The organism is Arthrobacter sp. LFS091, assembly GCF_047977885.1.
Lineage (GTDB): Bacteria > Actinomycetota > Actinomycetes > Actinomycetales > Micrococcaceae > Arthrobacter.
Window position 1 is genome coordinate 211756 of record NZ_JBFPFP010000003.1, and the last position, 15328, is coordinate 227083.

Annotated in this window: 16 protein-coding genes; 9 read left to right on the top strand and 7 right to left on the bottom strand. The window is 63.4% G+C overall.

Going from position 1 to position 15328, the window contains the following annotated elements; all coding sequences use genetic code 11:
- Window positions 1–29: 29 nt before the first annotated feature.
- Together ACNQOP_RS06625 and ACNQOP_RS06630 are read right to left on the bottom strand one after the other, a co-directional pair.
- Window positions 30–803 (bottom strand): SDR family NAD(P)-dependent oxidoreductase, encoded by a 774-nt coding sequence (locus ACNQOP_RS06625; protein ID WP_416403725.1) that lies wholly within the window; start codon window positions 801–803, stop codon window positions 30–32.
- Between the two features lie 28 nt (window positions 804–831).
- Window positions 832–1674, bottom strand: a complete 843-nt coding sequence (locus tag ACNQOP_RS06630; RefSeq protein WP_416403726.1) for a sugar phosphate isomerase/epimerase family protein — start codon at window positions 1672–1674, stop codon at window positions 832–834.
- A gap of 203 nt (window positions 1675–1877) precedes the next feature.
- On the opposite strand from ACNQOP_RS06630, the gene ACNQOP_RS06635 reads away from it, so the two are divergent.
- The 4 genes from ACNQOP_RS06635 (at window position 1878) to ACNQOP_RS06650 (ending at window position 5952) form a co-directional block, all read left to right on the top strand.
- Entirely contained in the window at window positions 1878–3215 is a 1338-nt protein-coding gene (locus ACNQOP_RS06635) for an MFS transporter (protein ID WP_416403727.1), read from the top strand.
- Window positions 3216–3277: 62 nt separating this feature from the next.
- Window positions 3278–4171, top strand: a complete 894-nt coding sequence (locus ACNQOP_RS06640) for a transketolase (protein WP_416403728.1) — start codon at window positions 3278–3280, stop codon at window positions 4169–4171.
- A complete protein-coding gene (locus tag ACNQOP_RS06645; RefSeq protein WP_416403729.1) occupies window positions 4168–5187 on the top strand; it encodes a transketolase family protein in 1020 nt (339 codons plus the stop codon). The genes ACNQOP_RS06640 and ACNQOP_RS06645 overlap by 4 nt, the downstream gene beginning before the upstream one ends.
- Before the next feature lie 111 nt (window positions 5188–5298).
- The gene (locus ACNQOP_RS06650; protein WP_235518223.1) at window positions 5299–5952 is read left to right on the top strand and encodes a GntR family transcriptional regulator; all 654 of its coding nucleotides are present in this window, start codon (window positions 5299–5301) and stop codon (window positions 5950–5952) included.
- A gap of 68 nt (window positions 5953–6020) precedes the next feature.
- On the opposite strand, the gene ACNQOP_RS06655 is transcribed toward ACNQOP_RS06650, so the two are convergent.
- Window positions 6021–6995: an acyl-CoA thioesterase gene (locus ACNQOP_RS06655; RefSeq protein WP_416403730.1), complete on the bottom strand. Its 975-nt coding sequence runs from the start codon at window positions 6993–6995 to the stop codon at window positions 6021–6023.
- A 157-nt stretch (window positions 6996–7152) separates the two neighbouring features.
- Here ACNQOP_RS06655 and aztD point away from each other — a divergent pair, with 157 nt between their 5' ends.
- Complete coding sequence (gene aztD / locus ACNQOP_RS06660) at window positions 7153–8457, top strand: zinc metallochaperone AztD (protein ID WP_416403731.1); 1305 nt, start codon at window positions 7153–7155, stop codon at window positions 8455–8457.
- Window positions 8458–8663: 206 nt separating this feature from the next.
- Here the strand turns inward: aztD and ACNQOP_RS06665 are convergent, their stop codons facing one another.
- Both ACNQOP_RS06665 and ACNQOP_RS06670 read right to left on the bottom strand, forming a co-directional pair.
- Window positions 8664–9098, bottom strand: coding sequence for a DoxX family protein (locus ACNQOP_RS06665; protein ID WP_416403732.1), 435 nt, complete (start codon window positions 9096–9098; stop codon window positions 8664–8666).
- A gap of 69 nt (window positions 9099–9167) precedes the next feature.
- Window positions 9168–9755: an antibiotic biosynthesis monooxygenase gene (locus ACNQOP_RS06670; RefSeq protein ID WP_416403733.1), complete on the bottom strand. Its 588-nt coding sequence runs from the start codon at window positions 9753–9755 to the stop codon at window positions 9168–9170.
- A 42-nt stretch (window positions 9756–9797) separates the two neighbouring features.
- On the opposite strand from ACNQOP_RS06670, the gene ACNQOP_RS06675 reads away from it, so the two are divergent.
- The 4 genes from ACNQOP_RS06675 to ACNQOP_RS06690 all read left to right on the top strand — a co-directional run bounded on the left by ACNQOP_RS06675 (window position 9798) and on the right by ACNQOP_RS06690 (window position 12779).
- Window positions 9798–11138: an MATE family efflux transporter gene (locus tag ACNQOP_RS06675; RefSeq protein WP_416403734.1), complete on the top strand. Its 1341-nt coding sequence runs from the start codon at window positions 9798–9800 to the stop codon at window positions 11136–11138.
- Window positions 11139–11147: 9 nt separating this feature from the next.
- Window positions 11148–11732 carry a DUF308 domain-containing protein gene (locus ACNQOP_RS06680; protein WP_416403735.1) on the top strand — a complete coding sequence of 195 codons (585 nt, stop codon included), beginning with the start codon at window positions 11148–11150 and terminating at the stop codon, window positions 11730–11732.
- A gap of 69 nt (window positions 11733–11801) precedes the next feature.
- Window positions 11802–12149, top strand: a complete 348-nt coding sequence (locus ACNQOP_RS06685) for a hypothetical protein (protein WP_257369880.1) — start codon at window positions 11802–11804, stop codon at window positions 12147–12149.
- A gap of 180 nt (window positions 12150–12329) precedes the next feature.
- Window positions 12330–12779 (top strand): hypothetical protein, encoded by a 450-nt coding sequence (locus ACNQOP_RS06690; RefSeq protein WP_257369879.1) that lies wholly within the window; start codon window positions 12330–12332, stop codon window positions 12777–12779.
- On the opposite strand, the gene ACNQOP_RS06695 is transcribed toward ACNQOP_RS06690, so the two are convergent.
- Window positions 12776–13732, bottom strand: coding sequence for a class C sortase (locus tag ACNQOP_RS06695; protein ID WP_416403736.1), 957 nt, complete (start codon window positions 13730–13732; stop codon window positions 12776–12778). The two genes, ACNQOP_RS06690 and ACNQOP_RS06695, sit on opposite strands and share 4 nt — an antisense overlap.
- A 109-nt stretch (window positions 13733–13841) precedes the next feature.
- Complete coding sequence (locus ACNQOP_RS06700) at window positions 13842–15326, bottom strand: SpaH/EbpB family LPXTG-anchored major pilin (RefSeq protein ID WP_416403737.1); 1485 nt, start codon at window positions 15324–15326, stop codon at window positions 13842–13844.
- Between the last annotated feature and the right edge of the window lie 2 nt (window positions 15327–15328).

A 15328-nucleotide genomic window follows, 5' to 3' on the forward strand; every position in this document is an offset into this window, starting at 1 on the left:
CCTGGTTCTGGTTTCCGGCGGCCGGGGACTTAGTGGATGTGGCTGCCGCCGTTGATGTCGATGGTGGTGCCGGTCAGGTACGCAGAGTCCTCGGAGGACAGGAACGTGATGACCGCGGCGACTTCCTCGGTGGTGGCATTCCGTCCCAGGGGGATGCCGGCGTTGATGGCGGCTTCCTGTTCTTCGGTGCTGCCCACGCGGATGTTGGTGTCCACGGCGCCGGGGGTGATGGCGTTGACGGTCACGCCGGTCTCACCGATTTCCCGGGCGAGTGCCTTGGTGAAGCCGAGGATGGCGGCCTTTGCTGCAGAGTAGGGGACCTTGCCGAACACGCCTCCGCCACGCTGCGCTGAGACCGAGGACATGTTGACGATGCGGCCCCAGCCGTTGGCGATCATGTCCGGCAGGAAGGCTTTGGTGACCAGGTAGGTGCCCGTGGCGTTGACATCCATGACCTTGTGCCACAGCTCAAGCGTGGTTTCCAGGAAGGGAACCGGTGAGGTGATGCCTGCGATGTTGGCCAGGGCCCCGACGGGCGGGAGGTTTCCGGCGGCAACCTCTGCGGCGACGGCGGCCTGGGCTGCGGTGACGGAGGCCTCGTTGGCGACGTCGATTTCGTAGCCGAACGCCGGAACGTTGAATTCGTTGGCGATCTCGGCGGCAACCTTGGCGGACTTCTCGCCGTCGAGGTCCAGGATGACTACGCCCCAGCCCTGGGTGGCGTAGCGGCGGGCGGTCGTCAGGCCGATACCGCGATCGGAGGTGGCTCCGGTGAGGACGGCGGTGCGCTGGGTGTTGGTCATGGTGCTCCTTGGATGGAATGAGAAGGGGTTAGATGAGGTCTGTGATGTAGCTGGCGGCTTTTGCTGCGGCAGCCGGGCGTTCGTCATGGGTGACGTCGCGGGTTTCGAGTTCCAGCGAGAAATGGCCTGGGTAGCCGATGTCCCGAAGCGCGGAAAGCCCCGCGGCGAAGTCGGCGTTGCCGTTGCCGATGCTGAGGTTGATGTTGCCGGGCTCGGTGTCTGTTGCCGGCACGGCGTCACGGAGGTGGACGTGTTTGATGCGCTCGCCGAAGCGGGACACAAAATCCACAGGGTTCCCGCCTGAGGCGACGATGTGGCTGAAGTCCATGACGATTCCCACGTCGGAACCGGCCAACCGGTCCGCGAGCAGTTGCGCGCGTTCGGTGTTCCAGCAGAGCCGGAAGTAGTGGAGGGACTCCGTCCAGAGTTCGACGCCGAACTCCGCCGCACGCTGCGAGGCGTGGATCAGTTCGGCGGCTACAAGCTCGATATCTTCACTCAGGCCGCGCTTGGGCTCGTGGTCTATTGCCCCACAAGGGAGGACCAGTGCCTTCGCCCCGGTCTTGGAGGCCAAAGCCAGCAACATCTCGAGGTGACGTTCCCGGCCTTCCCGGGCCCCGGCGTCGAGCGTTGCGTTCAGGTCCCCGACATCGCCGTTCACCGAACGGACGCTCATGCCTGATTGAAAAACGACGGCGGTAACTGCCTCGACTGCCCCGGCGTCCAGCACGTAGGGCACATGATCGCACACGCCAGGGAGGGCGCCGAGGTCGATCTCCTCGAAGCCTGCGTTGCGCATGGTGTGCAGGGCGGTGGCCAGCTCCTGGTGGCGGAAGCTGATGGACGAACAGCCCAGTCGTTGATGAAACATCGTCGTTGATCCTCTAAGTCGGGGCCTCATCGGTGAGACGCCTTAGTGATGTAAACCACGTTAAGGCCGTTGACTGTCAACAGTCAACCTTTAGAGTCGACTGTTGACATTGCTGGTGTCGTGGGTCACAGTTGACGTATTATGTTGACTGTCGACAGTGGGGTAGCCGAAGAAGCGCCGCACTCTTGAAAGGGAAAGACACTATGAGCAACGAAGCTCTGACCATGCGTGGTCCGGTTCATGGAACCAAGGAAGCAAAGCGCGTCGCCGTCGGATCCGGCGTTGGCGCAGTCATCGAAACCTATGACTTCATCGGTTTCGGCACCGCGGCTGCACTGTATTTCGGTACGGCATTCTTCCCGGGCGCCGACCCGGTGACCGGCACCCTGGCCTCCTTCGCGACCCTCGGCGTCGGCTTCGCTGCCCGTCCCCTGGGCGGTATTATCGGTGGCCATCTCGGCGACAAGCTGGGCCGCAAACCTGTGCTGGTGGCGTCCCTGGTCCTCATGGGCCTGGCTACCTTTGCCATCGGCCTGCTGCCCACCTACCAGCAGGTGGGCCTGTTGGCGCCAGCGCTGTTGGTACTGGTCCGTGTGATCCAAGGTCTGGCTTTCGGCGCTGAGTGGGGTGGAGCCATCCTGATGAGCTACGAGCACGCACCGTGGCGCAAGAAGGGCCAGTTCACGGGCATCGTGCAGGCCGGCTTCCCCGTGGGGCTGCTCCTGGCCAATCTGGTGTTCCTGAGCAGTGTGGGCCTCGGCTCCGAGTGGGCCTGGCGTGTTCCGTTCCTTGCCAGCATCGTCCTGGTGGCAGTCGGCCTGATCATCCGTTCCAAGGTTCCGGAGTCCCCGGTGTTCGAGGACGTCAAGTCCAAGGGTGACATCGTGAAGTCCCCCATTGTCGAGGTCATCAGGACCGATTGGCGCAACATCGTCCGGGGCATCGGCCTGCGCATCGCAGAAACCGCCGGATACGCAGTGTCTGTGACATACATGATCTCCTATCTCCACACCAACAAGCTGGCAGACAAGACCGAAACGCTGGTGGCCCTCTGCATCGCGGCAGGCATAGGCATCTTCGCAACCTACTACTGGGGCAAGCTCACCGACAAAGTAGGCCGCCGACCCGTCTACATCTGGTCCACAGCGTTCGCGGTTGTCTTTGGCATCCCCATGTTCATGCTGGTGAACACCGGATTGTTCCTCCTGATCATCGCCACCATCGTGGTGGCCTACGCCGTGTGCCAGAACTCGCTGGCCGGCGCCCAGGGCGCATGGTTCCCGGAACTCTTCCAGGCCAAGACCCGGTCCTCCGGTGCTTCACTGGCCTACCAGATCTCCGCCATGGTGTCCGGCTTCACCCCGTTCATCACCACCTTGCTCTTCGTCAGCATGGGGTGGATGGGGCCGGCCTTGCTCTTCAGCGCCTACGCAGCCATCGGCCTGTGGGCAGCGCTCTCCACGAGGGAAACCTGGGGCAAGCGTGAGCGGAAGCTCGCCGAAGAAGCCGCCAGCAAAACTCCCCAGACCATAAACGCCTAAAGCAGCCCTCGACGTCGGGCGTCACCCCAGCGGTACACGCCCGGCTCCGAAAGGAATTCCACGTGACACTCTCATCAGTCGAAGCGGCCACCGCGTCCGCTCCCGCCCGCGAACGCGTTGACCGCCTCCGTGCCGCCGCCTACCGAATCCGGCACCACGCCCTGAACATGGGCGAGGTCCAAGGTCAGGGGTACGTTGGCCAGGCGCTTGGAGCGGCAGACATGCTCGCCGCCGTCTACGCCGACCAGCTCAACTACCGCTCCGAGGACCCGCATTGGGCTGACCGCGACCGGTTCCTGCTCTCCACCGGGCACTACGCGATCGGGCACTACGCGGCGCTGGCCGAAGCCGGTATCGTTCCGGTGGCCGAACTCGAAACGTACGGCTCCGACGATTCCCGCCTGCCCATGTCCGGCATGTCCACCTACACGCCCGGCATGGAAATCTCCGGCGGTTCGCTGGGACACGGCCTCACAATCGCCGTCGGCATGGCGTTGGGGCTGCGTCTTCAGGGGTCCGCATCCCGTGTCATCAACTTCCTTTCCGATGGTGAACTTGACGAGGGCTCCACGTGGGAAGCCGCTATGGGGGCGCACCACCACCAGCTTGGAAACCTGACCGCCATGGTGGACATCAACGCCCTGCAGGCCGATGGTGCAACCAACACGGTGCTGCGCACCGAACCGGTCACCGAGAAATGGGAATCGTTCGGCTGGTACACCCAGCGCGTGGACGGGAACGACGTCGGTGCGTTGCTGACGGCGTTCGACAACATCGCCTCGGTTTCCGGTGCGGTCGGGCGACCTTCCGTGATCCTCTGCGACACCAAGGTGGGGCGGGGCGTCCCGCTCCTGGAAACCCGCGAAAAGGCGCATTTCATGCGCATCGAAGAAAACGAATGGCAGATCTGCCGCGACCAGTTGACCGCAGGATACGAAGGGACGGCTTCAGCATGAGCACAGTTACGACGGCGGCGGGCGCGGTTTCAGTGGGGAAGCCGAAGCTCAAGACCTCGGCCATGATCGCGTCCTTTGCCGACCCGGGGCAGAAGACCACGTCCGCTCCGTTCGGCCACGCACTGGTTGCAGCGGCCGAGGCCAACCCTGCGATAGTCGGGTTGACCGCAGACCTGGGCAAATACACCGACATGCACATCTTCGCGAAGGCCTTCCCGGAGAGGTTCTTCCAAATGGGCATGGCCGAACAATTGCTCTTCGGAGCAGCAGCCGGCATGGCAGAAACCGGCCTCATTCCGTTCGCATCCACCTACTCTGTGTTCGCCGCCCGACGTGCCTACGATTTCCTGTGCCTGGACATCGCCGAACCGAACCTGAACGTCAACATCATAGGCGGACTGCCTGGCCTCACCACGGGCTACGGTCCAAGCCACCAGGCCACGGAAGACATGGCGATTTTCCGGGGAATGCCAAACCTGACCATCGTGGATCCCTGCGATTCCGTGGACATCGAGCAGGCCGTCCCGCAGCTCGCTGCATCCGATGGGCCCACGTACCTGCGCCTGTTGCGTGGCAACGTGCCAACGGTCCTGGACGAGTACGACTACACCTTTGAGCTGGGCAAGGCCAAGGTCCTGCGCGGTGGCAACGATGTGGTGTTCGTGTCTTCCGGACTCATGACAATGCGGGCACTCCAGGCTGCGGATGCCTTGGCAGCCCACAACGTGGACGTTGCCGTGGTTCACACGCCAACCATCAAGCCGTTCGACTCGGAAACAGTGCTCGCCGAACTAAACACCGACCGGCTGGCCGTCACGCTGGAAAACCACACCGTAGTCGGCGGTCTGTTCGAAACTGTTGCGTCCGCCGTCGTAAGTGCCGGTCTTGGCAAGCGCGTGGTGCCCATTGCGCTTCCGGACCAGTTCCTCGACGCTGGCGCCTTGCCGACGCTTCACGAGCGCTACGGACTGTCCGTAGATCGGATCGTTGCAAAGGTGCTGGCGGAGCTGGGCTGACTTTCGTGAAGTGGCGGGGCTGGTTTGTGATGCCGGTCCCGCCCTGCTGCCCGTAGTATCAACAGTTAACACCGGACTGTCAGCAGTCGCCCATAGAACCGAGGACACACCATGGCCACCGCATCCCTGCTGGGACTCGAGAAGAAGAGCCTGCGCGAGCAAGCACTCGCTGCGTTGCGGACCGCGATCACCAGCGGGGAACTTGAACCGGGGCGGCACCTCGTCGAGACCGAACTGTCCGAAATGCTCCAGATCAGCCGCGGCACTCTGCGCGAAGCCCTGCGGCAACTGGAGCAGGAAGGCCTGATTTCAGCCGGGGCGCGCGGCCGGATGTCCGTCCGGCACCTGGACGTCAAGGAAATCCGGGACATCTTCGCTGTTCGCGGCGTCCTGGAATCCCTCGCTGCCCGGACCTTGAGCGATATGCCCGACAAGGAAGCCGCGCTGGCAGAGTTGCGTGCCGCCGTCGACACTATGGAAAAGGCCGCCAAATCGTCCTTGGAGGAGCGGATCGAATCCGACCTCGAATTCCACCGCACCCTCTGCCGCCTGTCCGGAAACGAAACCCTGCTGCACTCGTGGGAATCCTTGGAAGGCTCCATCCGGATGTCCATCATGTTCGCCGGCCTGGAACGCGCAACCCGGAACATGAGTGTCGGGCGACATCACGACATTGTTGCGGCCATCGAAACCGGGAATGCGGCCAAAGCACGCGAGACGATCATCGCGCACATGGATGGTGCCGCGGAGAATTTGGTGGGTTGAGCTCTAGCGCGTTCCTAACCCGCTTTGCCGTTGTTGGGCAACGACGTAGGAGCGGGGCAGCGACGGGCTTAGGCGCCGGCTGCCTTCAAAAGGTGATCCGGCAGGCGGTTTCCCGGGGCGCGGCCACGGATTTCCAGTAGTTCCCGGGCATGCGCATGCAACTTCTTGTCCTCTTCCGTCACAGGTTCCCAAGCGGGGATGGGCACGGCCGTCCCGGTTTCATCGCGTGCCACCATCACGGTGAGGCAGTACGTCGTCAGGTTCATCTCGCGGGTCTTTGGATCACCGGAACGGACGTGGACGGCGACGTGCATGCCCTTGGCACCGGTGTAGACGAGTCGCGCTTCGACCTCCACGACATGACCGATCAGCAGCGGCCTGTAGAAGCGAACGCCGCCTGAGAACACGGCCACAGTATCTTTGCCGCAGTAGCGTGAGGCGCAAACGTACGCTGCCTCGTCAATCCACTTCATCACGATGCCGCCGTGAACCTTGCCGCCCCAGTTCACATCCGTGGGGGACGCCATGAACCGCAACACGACGCGCTCGGCTGTCCCGGCATCGGTATATTCCTGCGCGTTCATCGCGTTAACGATCTGCTCACGGACCTCGATGCGCGCCAGCGCGTGATCGCGCTGCTCAATTTCCGCAGGCGTGGACGGCTCAAACTGCGGGACCGGGATCGGCTTGCCGTCAGGACCAACAGCCACGAAGATCACCATGCACTGGCTGTGCATCGTCTCGGGCCCGCCTTTGGGATCCCGGGAGCTGACCACGGTGTGGATGTGCATGGAGGACCGGCCGGTGTAAACAATCGTGGAGGTTACTTCCACCATGTCTCCGCTGTTCACGGGATCGGTGAAATGGATGTTGCCCACGTAGGCCGTGACGCAATAGGACTTGGCCCAGCCCACCGCGGCCGCATAGGCGGCCTTGTCCACCCACTCAAGGACCGTCCCGGCGTCGACAGACCCGCTGTGCCCGACGTCGGTGGGGGCCGCAAGGAAGCGGAGGGTCACAGAATTGCCGGCAGCGTCGCTCATGCTGGAAGTTTACTGTCGGCAGGTTTCTGTTACGTGACTAAGTCGGCGCCTGGTGTCTCCGCCAGCAGACGCGTCATTGCCCGCGCTGGATGGCACTGGCAGCACGCATACAACCTCACAAGTTGCGGTCTAAATGAGAATCAATATCATTTAAGCCATGTCTCATCACGCAACCCTCATGACCCCTGTCCTCACCTCCCGACGGCGCCGTACGCACGTGCGGCCATTAGCCGCCGTCGGACTTTCCGCTCTTTTGCTCACCGCTTGCGCCGCCCCCGGCGGCAGTGCAGGCGAGGCATCCCCTTCAGCCGCTTCGGATGCCGCCCCGAAAGAGGCCGGCGCGCCGACGCCGCGTCTCGTCTATACCCACGACGCCGGCATTGAGGTTCTCGATGCCGCCTCCCTTGAGCGGGTGGGAAGTGCGGAAATGACAGGCTTCAACCGCCTCAACCCGGCCGGCGACGGCAGGCACGTGTTCGTCTCTACCGGCGACGCCTTCCGCCTCTTCGACGCCGGCGCCTGGACCGAACCCCATGGCGACCACAGCCATCATTACGTGGCGGATCCCAAGCTGACGGACTTGGCCTTCGCCGCAGACAAGGCGGGGCATGTGGTGGTGCATGCGAACAGGACCGTGTTATTCAATGACGGCTCGGGCAAGGTGGACAGCTTCACGACATCCGCGCTGGGCGCTGCGGCGGAAGGCGGAAAATTGCCCGCCACGGATAGCTACGTCACGCCGGAGCCGCACCACGGCGTGGCGGTCGAACTGGAGGGCGGCAAGCTGCTGGTGACCCTTGGCAACGAGGAAAGCCGCTCCGGAATCGCCGTGCTCTCCGCCGGCGCCGGGCAGGAGCGGCAGGAAATCGTGCGTAACGAGGACTGCCCTGGTGTTCATGGCGAGGCCGTCGCCGCAGGTGAAGCAGTTGTGGTGGGGTGCGAAAACGGCATGCTGATCTACAAAGACGGCGCCATCACCAAGGTGCCCAGTCCTGATGCCTACGGGAGGTTGGGGAGCCAAGCCGGGTCGGAAAAATCCCCGGTGATCCTGGGCGACTACAAGGTGGACAAGGCCGCAAAGCCCGAACGACCCACCCGGATCTCGCTGGTCAACACCGAAACTGCCACCATGCAGCTCGTGGACATCGGCACCAGCTACTCGTTCCGCTCCTTGGGTCGCGGTCCTGCAGGCGAGGCGCTGGTGCTCGGCTCTGATGGTGGGCTGCGGGTCATCGACCCGCTCTCCGGCGCCGTCACCGCCAACATCCCGGTCGTGGCCGCGTGGGAAGAGTCGGCAACGTGGCAGGACCCGCGACCCACGCTCTTCGTTCAAGGCTCGACGGCGTTCGTCACCGAACCTGCCTCGCAGTCACTTCACGCGGTGGACCTGAACGCCGGCAAGGTGACCAGGTCCGCGAAACTCGACCACGTCCCCAATGAGCTCACGGGGGTCGCGGGCTAGGACGCTCCCTCACGTCCCGCCCGTTAACCGCCGACGCTCCCTCACGTCCCGCCCGTTAACCGCCGACGCTCCCTCACGTCCCGCCCGTTAACCGCCGACGCTCCCTCACGTCCCGTCCGGGAGTGAGAGAGCGTCCCGGGGAGGGGGGTGTTTCGTGAAAGAGCGTCGGGGGGCTTGGGGTGTTTCGTGAGAGAGCGTCGGGGGGCTTACGCGAGGACGCGGAGCTTCGATCCCTTTCGGCCGAAGAGTGCGGCGTCGGCTGAGATCCGGCCCGCGCCTGCCAGTGCCAGTGCCAAGGCGGCGCCGGCGAAGAGCAGCACCAGCTCGTACCCACCGTTGCCGACAAAGATGCCGGCCGGGGCGTGTACCAGGAACAGTGCGCCGAGCATGTCGACGGCCAGGAGGGCGGCGAAGACGCGTGTCAGGAAGCCGATGATCAGCGCGATGCCGCCTACGAGCTCGAGGGTCGCGACGATTGGGGCGACTGCGGAAGCACCCGGAACGCCCATTTGGGCGAAGGATGCCTGGGTGCCGGCGATGGTGAATTCGTTGAACTTCTGCCAACCGTGCGCGGCGAAGAGGAATCCTGCAATAACGCGCAGAATGGTCAGGGCTGTGGTGGTCAAGCTGGACTTGTTCATATCTTCAACACTTCCGAAGATAAGTTGAAGTGTCAACTAATCGTGGCCGATTGTGACTAACGCCGCGAACTAGGAATTCAGCCGTGCCCGGCGCTTCCGTGGCGGCTTCTGAAGCCACGGTTGAAGCAAACGAGTAGTGATTGGCAGGAAAATATACGTCATCAGCGGGGTCAGGATGACGATGTTGAGCAGTACCGCGAGCACCAACGGCCAATGTTGGGTGACCGGGTGGAGCAGGAAATTCGCCAGCAGGCTGAGCGGGAAGAACGGCAGGAAGATGCTGATGGCCTGCTTCCAGCGGGGTGGCGCAACGGTCTCGGGGACCACGACCGAAACATCGCCCGGCCGGGAAAACCAGCCCTCGATTCCCGTGTGCCGTTCCACCCGGGTTGTCTCCATCATGTCCCTGGCGCTGTCTATCCACCAGCGACGCTCCTCGGAATCCTCCCAAGCCTGCAGCGCGCCGGCATTCGCGAAGCGGTACAGCATGTGCCACTCATTCGAGCCCTCGCCGTTCCGCACCCACCCGGATCCGAGGTAGCCCGGCCATTCGCGTGCCAATTCCTGGCCGGCGTGCGCCCAAGCATTCGCCTGCCGGGTATAGCCGGGAAGGATAGTGCGGGCCACGGAAACTGTGACGGGATGCTCGTTGGACACGGCCTCAAATGTACCCGCCACACGGCCCACTAGGCTGGTTTAGTGCCTGAGACCACAACCACCACACCTCGCTCCAATGCCCGCGAGATCCTGCGCCTGGCTGTTCCCGCCTTTGGCGCACTGATCGCCGAGCCCCTGTTCCTCCTGGCCGACTCCGCGATCGTGGGACATTTGGGGGTCGACCAGCTGGCTGGCGTCGGGCTCGCGTCCACTGTTTTGCACACTGCAGTGGGTCTCATGGTCTTCCTGGCCTACTCGACGACGCCGGCAGTCGCCCGGGCGATCGGCGACGGCAAGCTGGGGAAGGCTTTGGCAGCAGGGCGCGACGGCGTCTGGCTGGCGCTGCTGCTCGGTTTGGCGCTCGCGGTGGTCGGCTTTGTTGCCGCCGAGCCCCTGGTGGGTTTCATGGGTGCCGCCGGGGATGTGCGCGTATTCGCCGTAGATTACCTGCGGTGGTCCATGCCCGGCTTGGCCGCCATGCTCCTGATCTTTGCCGGGACAGGCGTTCTCCGCGGACTCCAGGACACCCGCACGCCTTTGCTGGTAGCAACGGCGGGGTTTGCGCTGAACATCGCCCTCAACTGGTTCCTGGTCTATGGGTTGAACCTGTCCGTTGCGGGCTCGGCGATCGGCACCAGCATCGCCCAGTGGGCCATGGCCGCCGTCTATCTGGTGATGGTCGGCCGGAACGCGCGGCGACACGGCGTTTCCCTACGACCCGACTGGCACGGAATCAGGGCCATGACCAGGGTCGGCTCCTGGCTCATGCTGCGAACGCTCAGCTTGCGGCTCGGCATCCTCGCGACAGTTCTTGTCGTCACCGCCCAGGGGGCTGTCAACCTGGCCGCGCACCAGTTGGCCATGACGATCTTTTCCTTCCTTGCTTTTGCCCTCGATGCCCTGGCAATTGCAGCGCAGGCCCTGATTGGCAAGGAACTCGGCGCCGGGAACGCTGGCCGGGTCCGGGAGTTGACGCGCACCATGGTCCGCTGGGGGCTCGGATTCGGCGTGATCACGGGGGCCTTGCTCGCTGTGGCGGCCCCTTGGGCGGGTTATCTTTTCACCTCCGATGCCGGGGTGCGCTCCGCTTTGACTGTTGCGCTCTGGGTACTGGCGCTCGGGCAGCCGTTGGCCGGATATGTGTTCGTTCTCGACGGGGTCCTTATCGGTGCCGGTGACGCGCGCTACCTGGCGATTGCCGGCGTCGTAAACCTGGCCGTCTACTTGCCGCTCTTGTACGTCATCCACCAAGTAAGGCCCGACGGCGAGGCGGGGCTGCTGTGGCTGTGGGCCGCCTTTGCGCTGGGCTACATGCTGGCCCGTGGAGTGACGTTGGGATTGCGGGCGCGGACCGATCGCTGGATGGTGTTGGGTTCGCACTAAACTGGATGGGTGACTCTTCCAAAAACTCCCGCCAAGACTCCCTCTGACGCTGTGGCGGGGCTCTGGAAACCCGTGCTGATCCGTGCCACGGTTGCGCTGGTCTTCGGGGCCGTCACGATCTTCTGGGCTTCGCCTTCTGTGCAGGTCCTTGCCTGGGCCGTGGGGTTGTACCTGCTGGGTACAGCAGCGGCCCTGTGGATGTCGCGGGCCCTGCCGATTGCCGTACCCGTGGTTGTCGCTGCTGGCGGTGCGGGTGCGTTGGCCACCCAGTCGGATGCGGGCGTCGCTTTGTCGGCAATGCTGGCGTTGCTGGTTATGGGCCTGCTTGAGCTGGTCCACGGTTTCCGTAAGCGGGATGTTGTGGCCCGCGACTGGCTCTTTTCCGGCATTATTTCCGTCGGCACCGCTGTGCTGTTGCCGTTCTTCACCGCCTTGGGTGCCCACGCGTTGCTTGGTGTGGCCGGGGGCGGCGCCATCCTTTCGGGAGTGCTGTGGATGCTCTCCGGTTTGACCCTGAGGCACGACGCCCGGACGGCTAACCCTGGGGCTGCGACGGCCTCTGCGTCGGGAGCTTCGCCGGAGGCCGTAAACTAGTAGCTGGACGTTCTACTCGTTGTAGAACTTTTGCAGACCGGCGGGACACCCACCGCCACCATTGGAGGAATGACCGTGGCAGACCAGACACCAGGAGAACCGCGCAAGATGCGGACCTCGGTCAAGGGACCCCTCATGTTCTCCGCGTTCTTTGCAGTGCTGGCCTTCGTTGCCGTACTCATCTTCGCTTCGGGGGGCAGCGCACGGGCGCCCCGGTTCGATCTCGCCTTCACCGGCGCCGGCATCGCGTTCATCGTGAGCCTGGTTGTCGCGGCCATGCTGTCCATGAGCCATAAAGAGAACGCCGACTATCTCGGCAAGGGTTCGGGCGTGAACCTCAGTTCCAAACGGGGCCACGGTGTGTCCGATGTCCCCAACTCGCCCGATGACACGGAAACGCCCGACGCCGGACGCTAAGTTTCAAGCGCTTCCCCACCGAGGTGGGGGAGCGTTTTTGTTGCGCGCACGATCTCCCTTGGCAGGCTGGATCTGCGCCCGCCCTGACATCCTGGTTCCGCAAGGCATTTTCTTGAAGGACCACCGGGAGTAGGGTGAGCCGCACAGCAACCGGCCGGATGACGTTTCTTGGGGGAACTGATGGCTTCATGGCGGGAAACCGCAGATCAGACAGCGCAGGATGATGTGGATTGCCTGCTCAGTGCTGCCCTTCCATTTGCCGTTCGCTGTCTCTCTGCCTACGGGGAGCTGTATCCGTTCGCGGCAGCGATAAAGGAAGACGGCGACCAGGTATACCTTGCCACGGAAGCAATGTTGGCCGATCAGCACCTACCGGCCACGTCCGTGATCGCGGAGTGCTACGACGCACTCGCCGCGCAGCGGGAGGACCTACGGGCCGCCGTCGTTGTTTCAGACGTCCGGCTTGCGGGGATGGGCGGTGACGCCATGCATTTTGCCTTGGAACACTCAGCCGGCTTTGCGCTGGGACTGGTTCAGCCATACCTCCTGGTTCCAGGCAGGGACGTAAGCCTTGGACGAATGTCCTTGGTGGCAGGGGACCGCGTCACTTGGCCGGAGAATGCGGCTTAGCCCAGCAGCGTGTCCGCGAGGTCATCCGTGGGGGTGTCCGGCTTTGAGGATTCCTCCGATTCTTCTGACGGAGCCCTTCGTGGCTTGGTAACCACCACCATCACGATGGAGCTGCCGAGCAGGCCAAGAGCCCACCAGGGGAACCCGGGGTCCAGCGCCTGGCTGGGAACCGTTTGCGCGGAGTCACCCGAAGGGGGGTCGATGCGCTGTCCGCGGACCAGTAGGCGGTGGCTGTTGATGCCCTTGGGAGTGCACGTGACCAAGGTGATCAAATCCTTGCCGGGGACCTTTCGGAGTGCGTCGGTGTCCTCCGGGAGCACTTTCAGGATTTGATCGACTTTGTAGTAGATGGTTTCTCCGAGCACGGTCACAGAGAAGACGTCGCCTTCCACGACTTTGTCCAGATTGTCGAAAAGCGTGGCGTTGACGAAGCCCGAGTGCGCGGTGAGGACACTGTGCGTGTCAGGTCCGCCTACCGGAAGCCCGGACCCGAAGAGGTGTCCGGCGCCCTTGGACAGGGTTTCGTCATCTGTGTCGTGGAAGATGGGCAGGTCTGCGTGGATGGAGGGAATGCTGATGCGTCCCATCATGCCTTCGGGGCCGACGTCGAGCAGTTTCTTATACGCCTCGGAGCCTGCGCCAACAACTGTCTGCTCGCCGTTTTCATTCAGTGAGTAGGGATCACGGAGTGGTCCTGAAGGCAGTTCCTTATTGAACTGTCGTGCCTCATCCAGAAGGGCTTCCTGCGCGGACGGCGACATGCTTTCAACGGTGTTCACGTACCCGCTGATCTCCGTGGCGTGGACGCGGTCCGAGAACCAGGCGGCAGCAGTGGGATACAGAAGGATCCCGATGCCCAGGATCGCGGCCACAACGATGAGGATTCGCTGTGTGCTCCACGTGTCGCGGAGGGTACGCCGCGCCCGCGGCTTGGAGGTTTGAGGCTTTGACATGAAGATCCTGGGGAGGGTTGTGCTCTGGGGAAGCAAAGTGGGGAAGAGCGCTTAACCGGCGTTCTTCCCCACTTTGGTGTTCAGGCTGGGGACCCACGGTCCTCAGTTACTAGCTGTTATTGGTGCTCCGGCGTGAACGAACCAGCAGGAGAGCCGCGCCGACGACAAGGAGTGCGCCAGCGGCATACAGGACACCGGTACCGACGCCACCGGTCAGCGGCAGCTGGAAGCCGCCGTTGGATGGGATGTTCTTGACCTGCAGGTCAACGCCGACGGCGGTGGAAGCCTGGTTGATCAGGAAGGAGATCGGCTCAGCGAGCAGTTCATATCCTGCCGGGGCGGTGGTTTCAACCAGGTAGTAGGTCCGGTAATCGGCGGAACCCGGAGCTACAGCAGCGCCGTTGGCCCAGTCCGAGTAACGCAGGCCGGTCAGGGTCAGCGTGCCGTCAGCGGCCACGGTGAACGTGGTCTTGCCGCCGAGGTTGATGGGGTTGGTGCCTGCCTTGGCGTCAGCCTGGTTGGCGTACACCGAGAAGGAAGCGCCGGACAGGGCTGCCCCGTTCTGGTCGACCTTCTGGAGAGTCAGGGCACCCCACTTGGTGACAACCGGGGGAGTGACGATGGGGCCGCCGGGCTGGCCCGGGGTCCCGGTGAAGCTACCCGCATTGGGGTAGACCACAGCGACGTTTTCGATTTCACCGATGGTGTTGACGGTGGTGTTGACAACAACCTGAACGCTGGTGGTGTTGTGGGCTGCGAGGATCAGGCGGCCTGCGGGGGTGAACACAACCGAGACGGTGTTGGTGGCAGCGTCGAAAGCAACGGTGTAATCGGTCCCGTTGGTGATGACGGTTCCGTCAACCAGAGTGGCGGTAGCGCCGACGTAGGTCAGTTTGGAATCAAGCTTATCCGTGACCTTGTAGCCATCGATGACGGCCTCGTTGGGGATGTCACCTGTGATGGTGAAGTTGACCTGGTCGCCGAACTTGACCGCGGGGGCATCGGTGACGGTCTTCTGTGCACCGGTCACGGAGTTTTTCGGGTAGACGTTGACGTCGTAGATCCAGTTGTTCTTGTTGTTCGGGTCCGTCAACGGCACGGAAACCAAGAACGGAGCTGACGGCGTTACGCCGGCAGGGTAGTTGGTTTCAGTGACGAGGTAGAGGCCCAGCGGCAGGGTGCCGAATGCCGCGGTTCCCGCGGCGTCGGTGGTTTTGGCCTGAGCCGTGCCCAAGGTGTAACCCGCGCCGGTGATGGAACCTGTGGGGTTGGACGGGGTGAAGGAACCGCTCAGGTTGTTTGCTTTGTCCCAGCCAGCGTTGGTGGAGAGGTCGATGGTGTTGACCTGCTGGATGGTGAACTGGATTCCTGCCAACGGCTTGAGGCCGGTGGTGTCAACAGCCGTGCCATTGTTGGGGAGTCCGGTGGGCGTGGAAGGGCGCTCAAACTTGTGGACGGTGATTGAGCCGGTCTTGGTGTTGTCAACCAGTGGTGCCGCCGTTGCGGGAGCCACGGAGAAGGACATTGCCAACACCGCCCCGGCAATGGTGGCGGCGGCGGTCTTCCAAAGACGCCGGGAGCTGTGATTACTCACTT

Coding starts and splice junctions, on each gene's coding strand:
- ACNQOP_RS06625 (WP_416403725.1), bottom strand. CDS start 803: ATGACCAACACCCAGCGCACCGCCGTCCTCACCGGAGCCACCTCCGAT.
- ACNQOP_RS06630 (WP_416403726.1), bottom strand. CDS start 1,674: ATGTTTCATCAACGACTGGGCTGTTCGTCCATCAGCTTCCGCCACCAG.
- ACNQOP_RS06635 (WP_416403727.1), top strand. CDS start 1,878: ATGAGCAACGAAGCTCTGACCATGCGTGGTCCGGTTCATGGAACCAAG.
- ACNQOP_RS06645 (WP_416403729.1), top strand. CDS start 4,168: ATGAGCACAGTTACGACGGCGGCGGGCGCGGTTTCAGTGGGGAAGCCG.
- ACNQOP_RS06650 (WP_235518223.1), top strand. CDS start 5,299: ATGGCCACCGCATCCCTGCTGGGACTCGAGAAGAAGAGCCTGCGCGAG.
- ACNQOP_RS06655 (WP_416403730.1), bottom strand. CDS start 6,995: ATGAGCGACGCTGCCGGCAATTCTGTGACCCTCCGCTTCCTTGCGGCC.
- aztD (WP_416403731.1), top strand. CDS start 7,153: ATGTCTCATCACGCAACCCTCATGACCCCTGTCCTCACCTCCCGACGG.
- ACNQOP_RS06665 (WP_416403732.1), bottom strand. CDS start 9,098: ATGAACAAGTCCAGCTTGACCACCACAGCCCTGACCATTCTGCGCGTT.
- ACNQOP_RS06685 (WP_257369880.1), top strand. CDS start 11,802: ATGACCGTGGCAGACCAGACACCAGGAGAACCGCGCAAGATGCGGACC.
- ACNQOP_RS06690 (WP_257369879.1), top strand. CDS start 12,330: ATGGCTTCATGGCGGGAAACCGCAGATCAGACAGCGCAGGATGATGTG.
- ACNQOP_RS06695 (WP_416403736.1), bottom strand. CDS start 13,732: ATGTCAAAGCCTCAAACCTCCAAGCCGCGGGCGCGGCGTACCCTCCGC.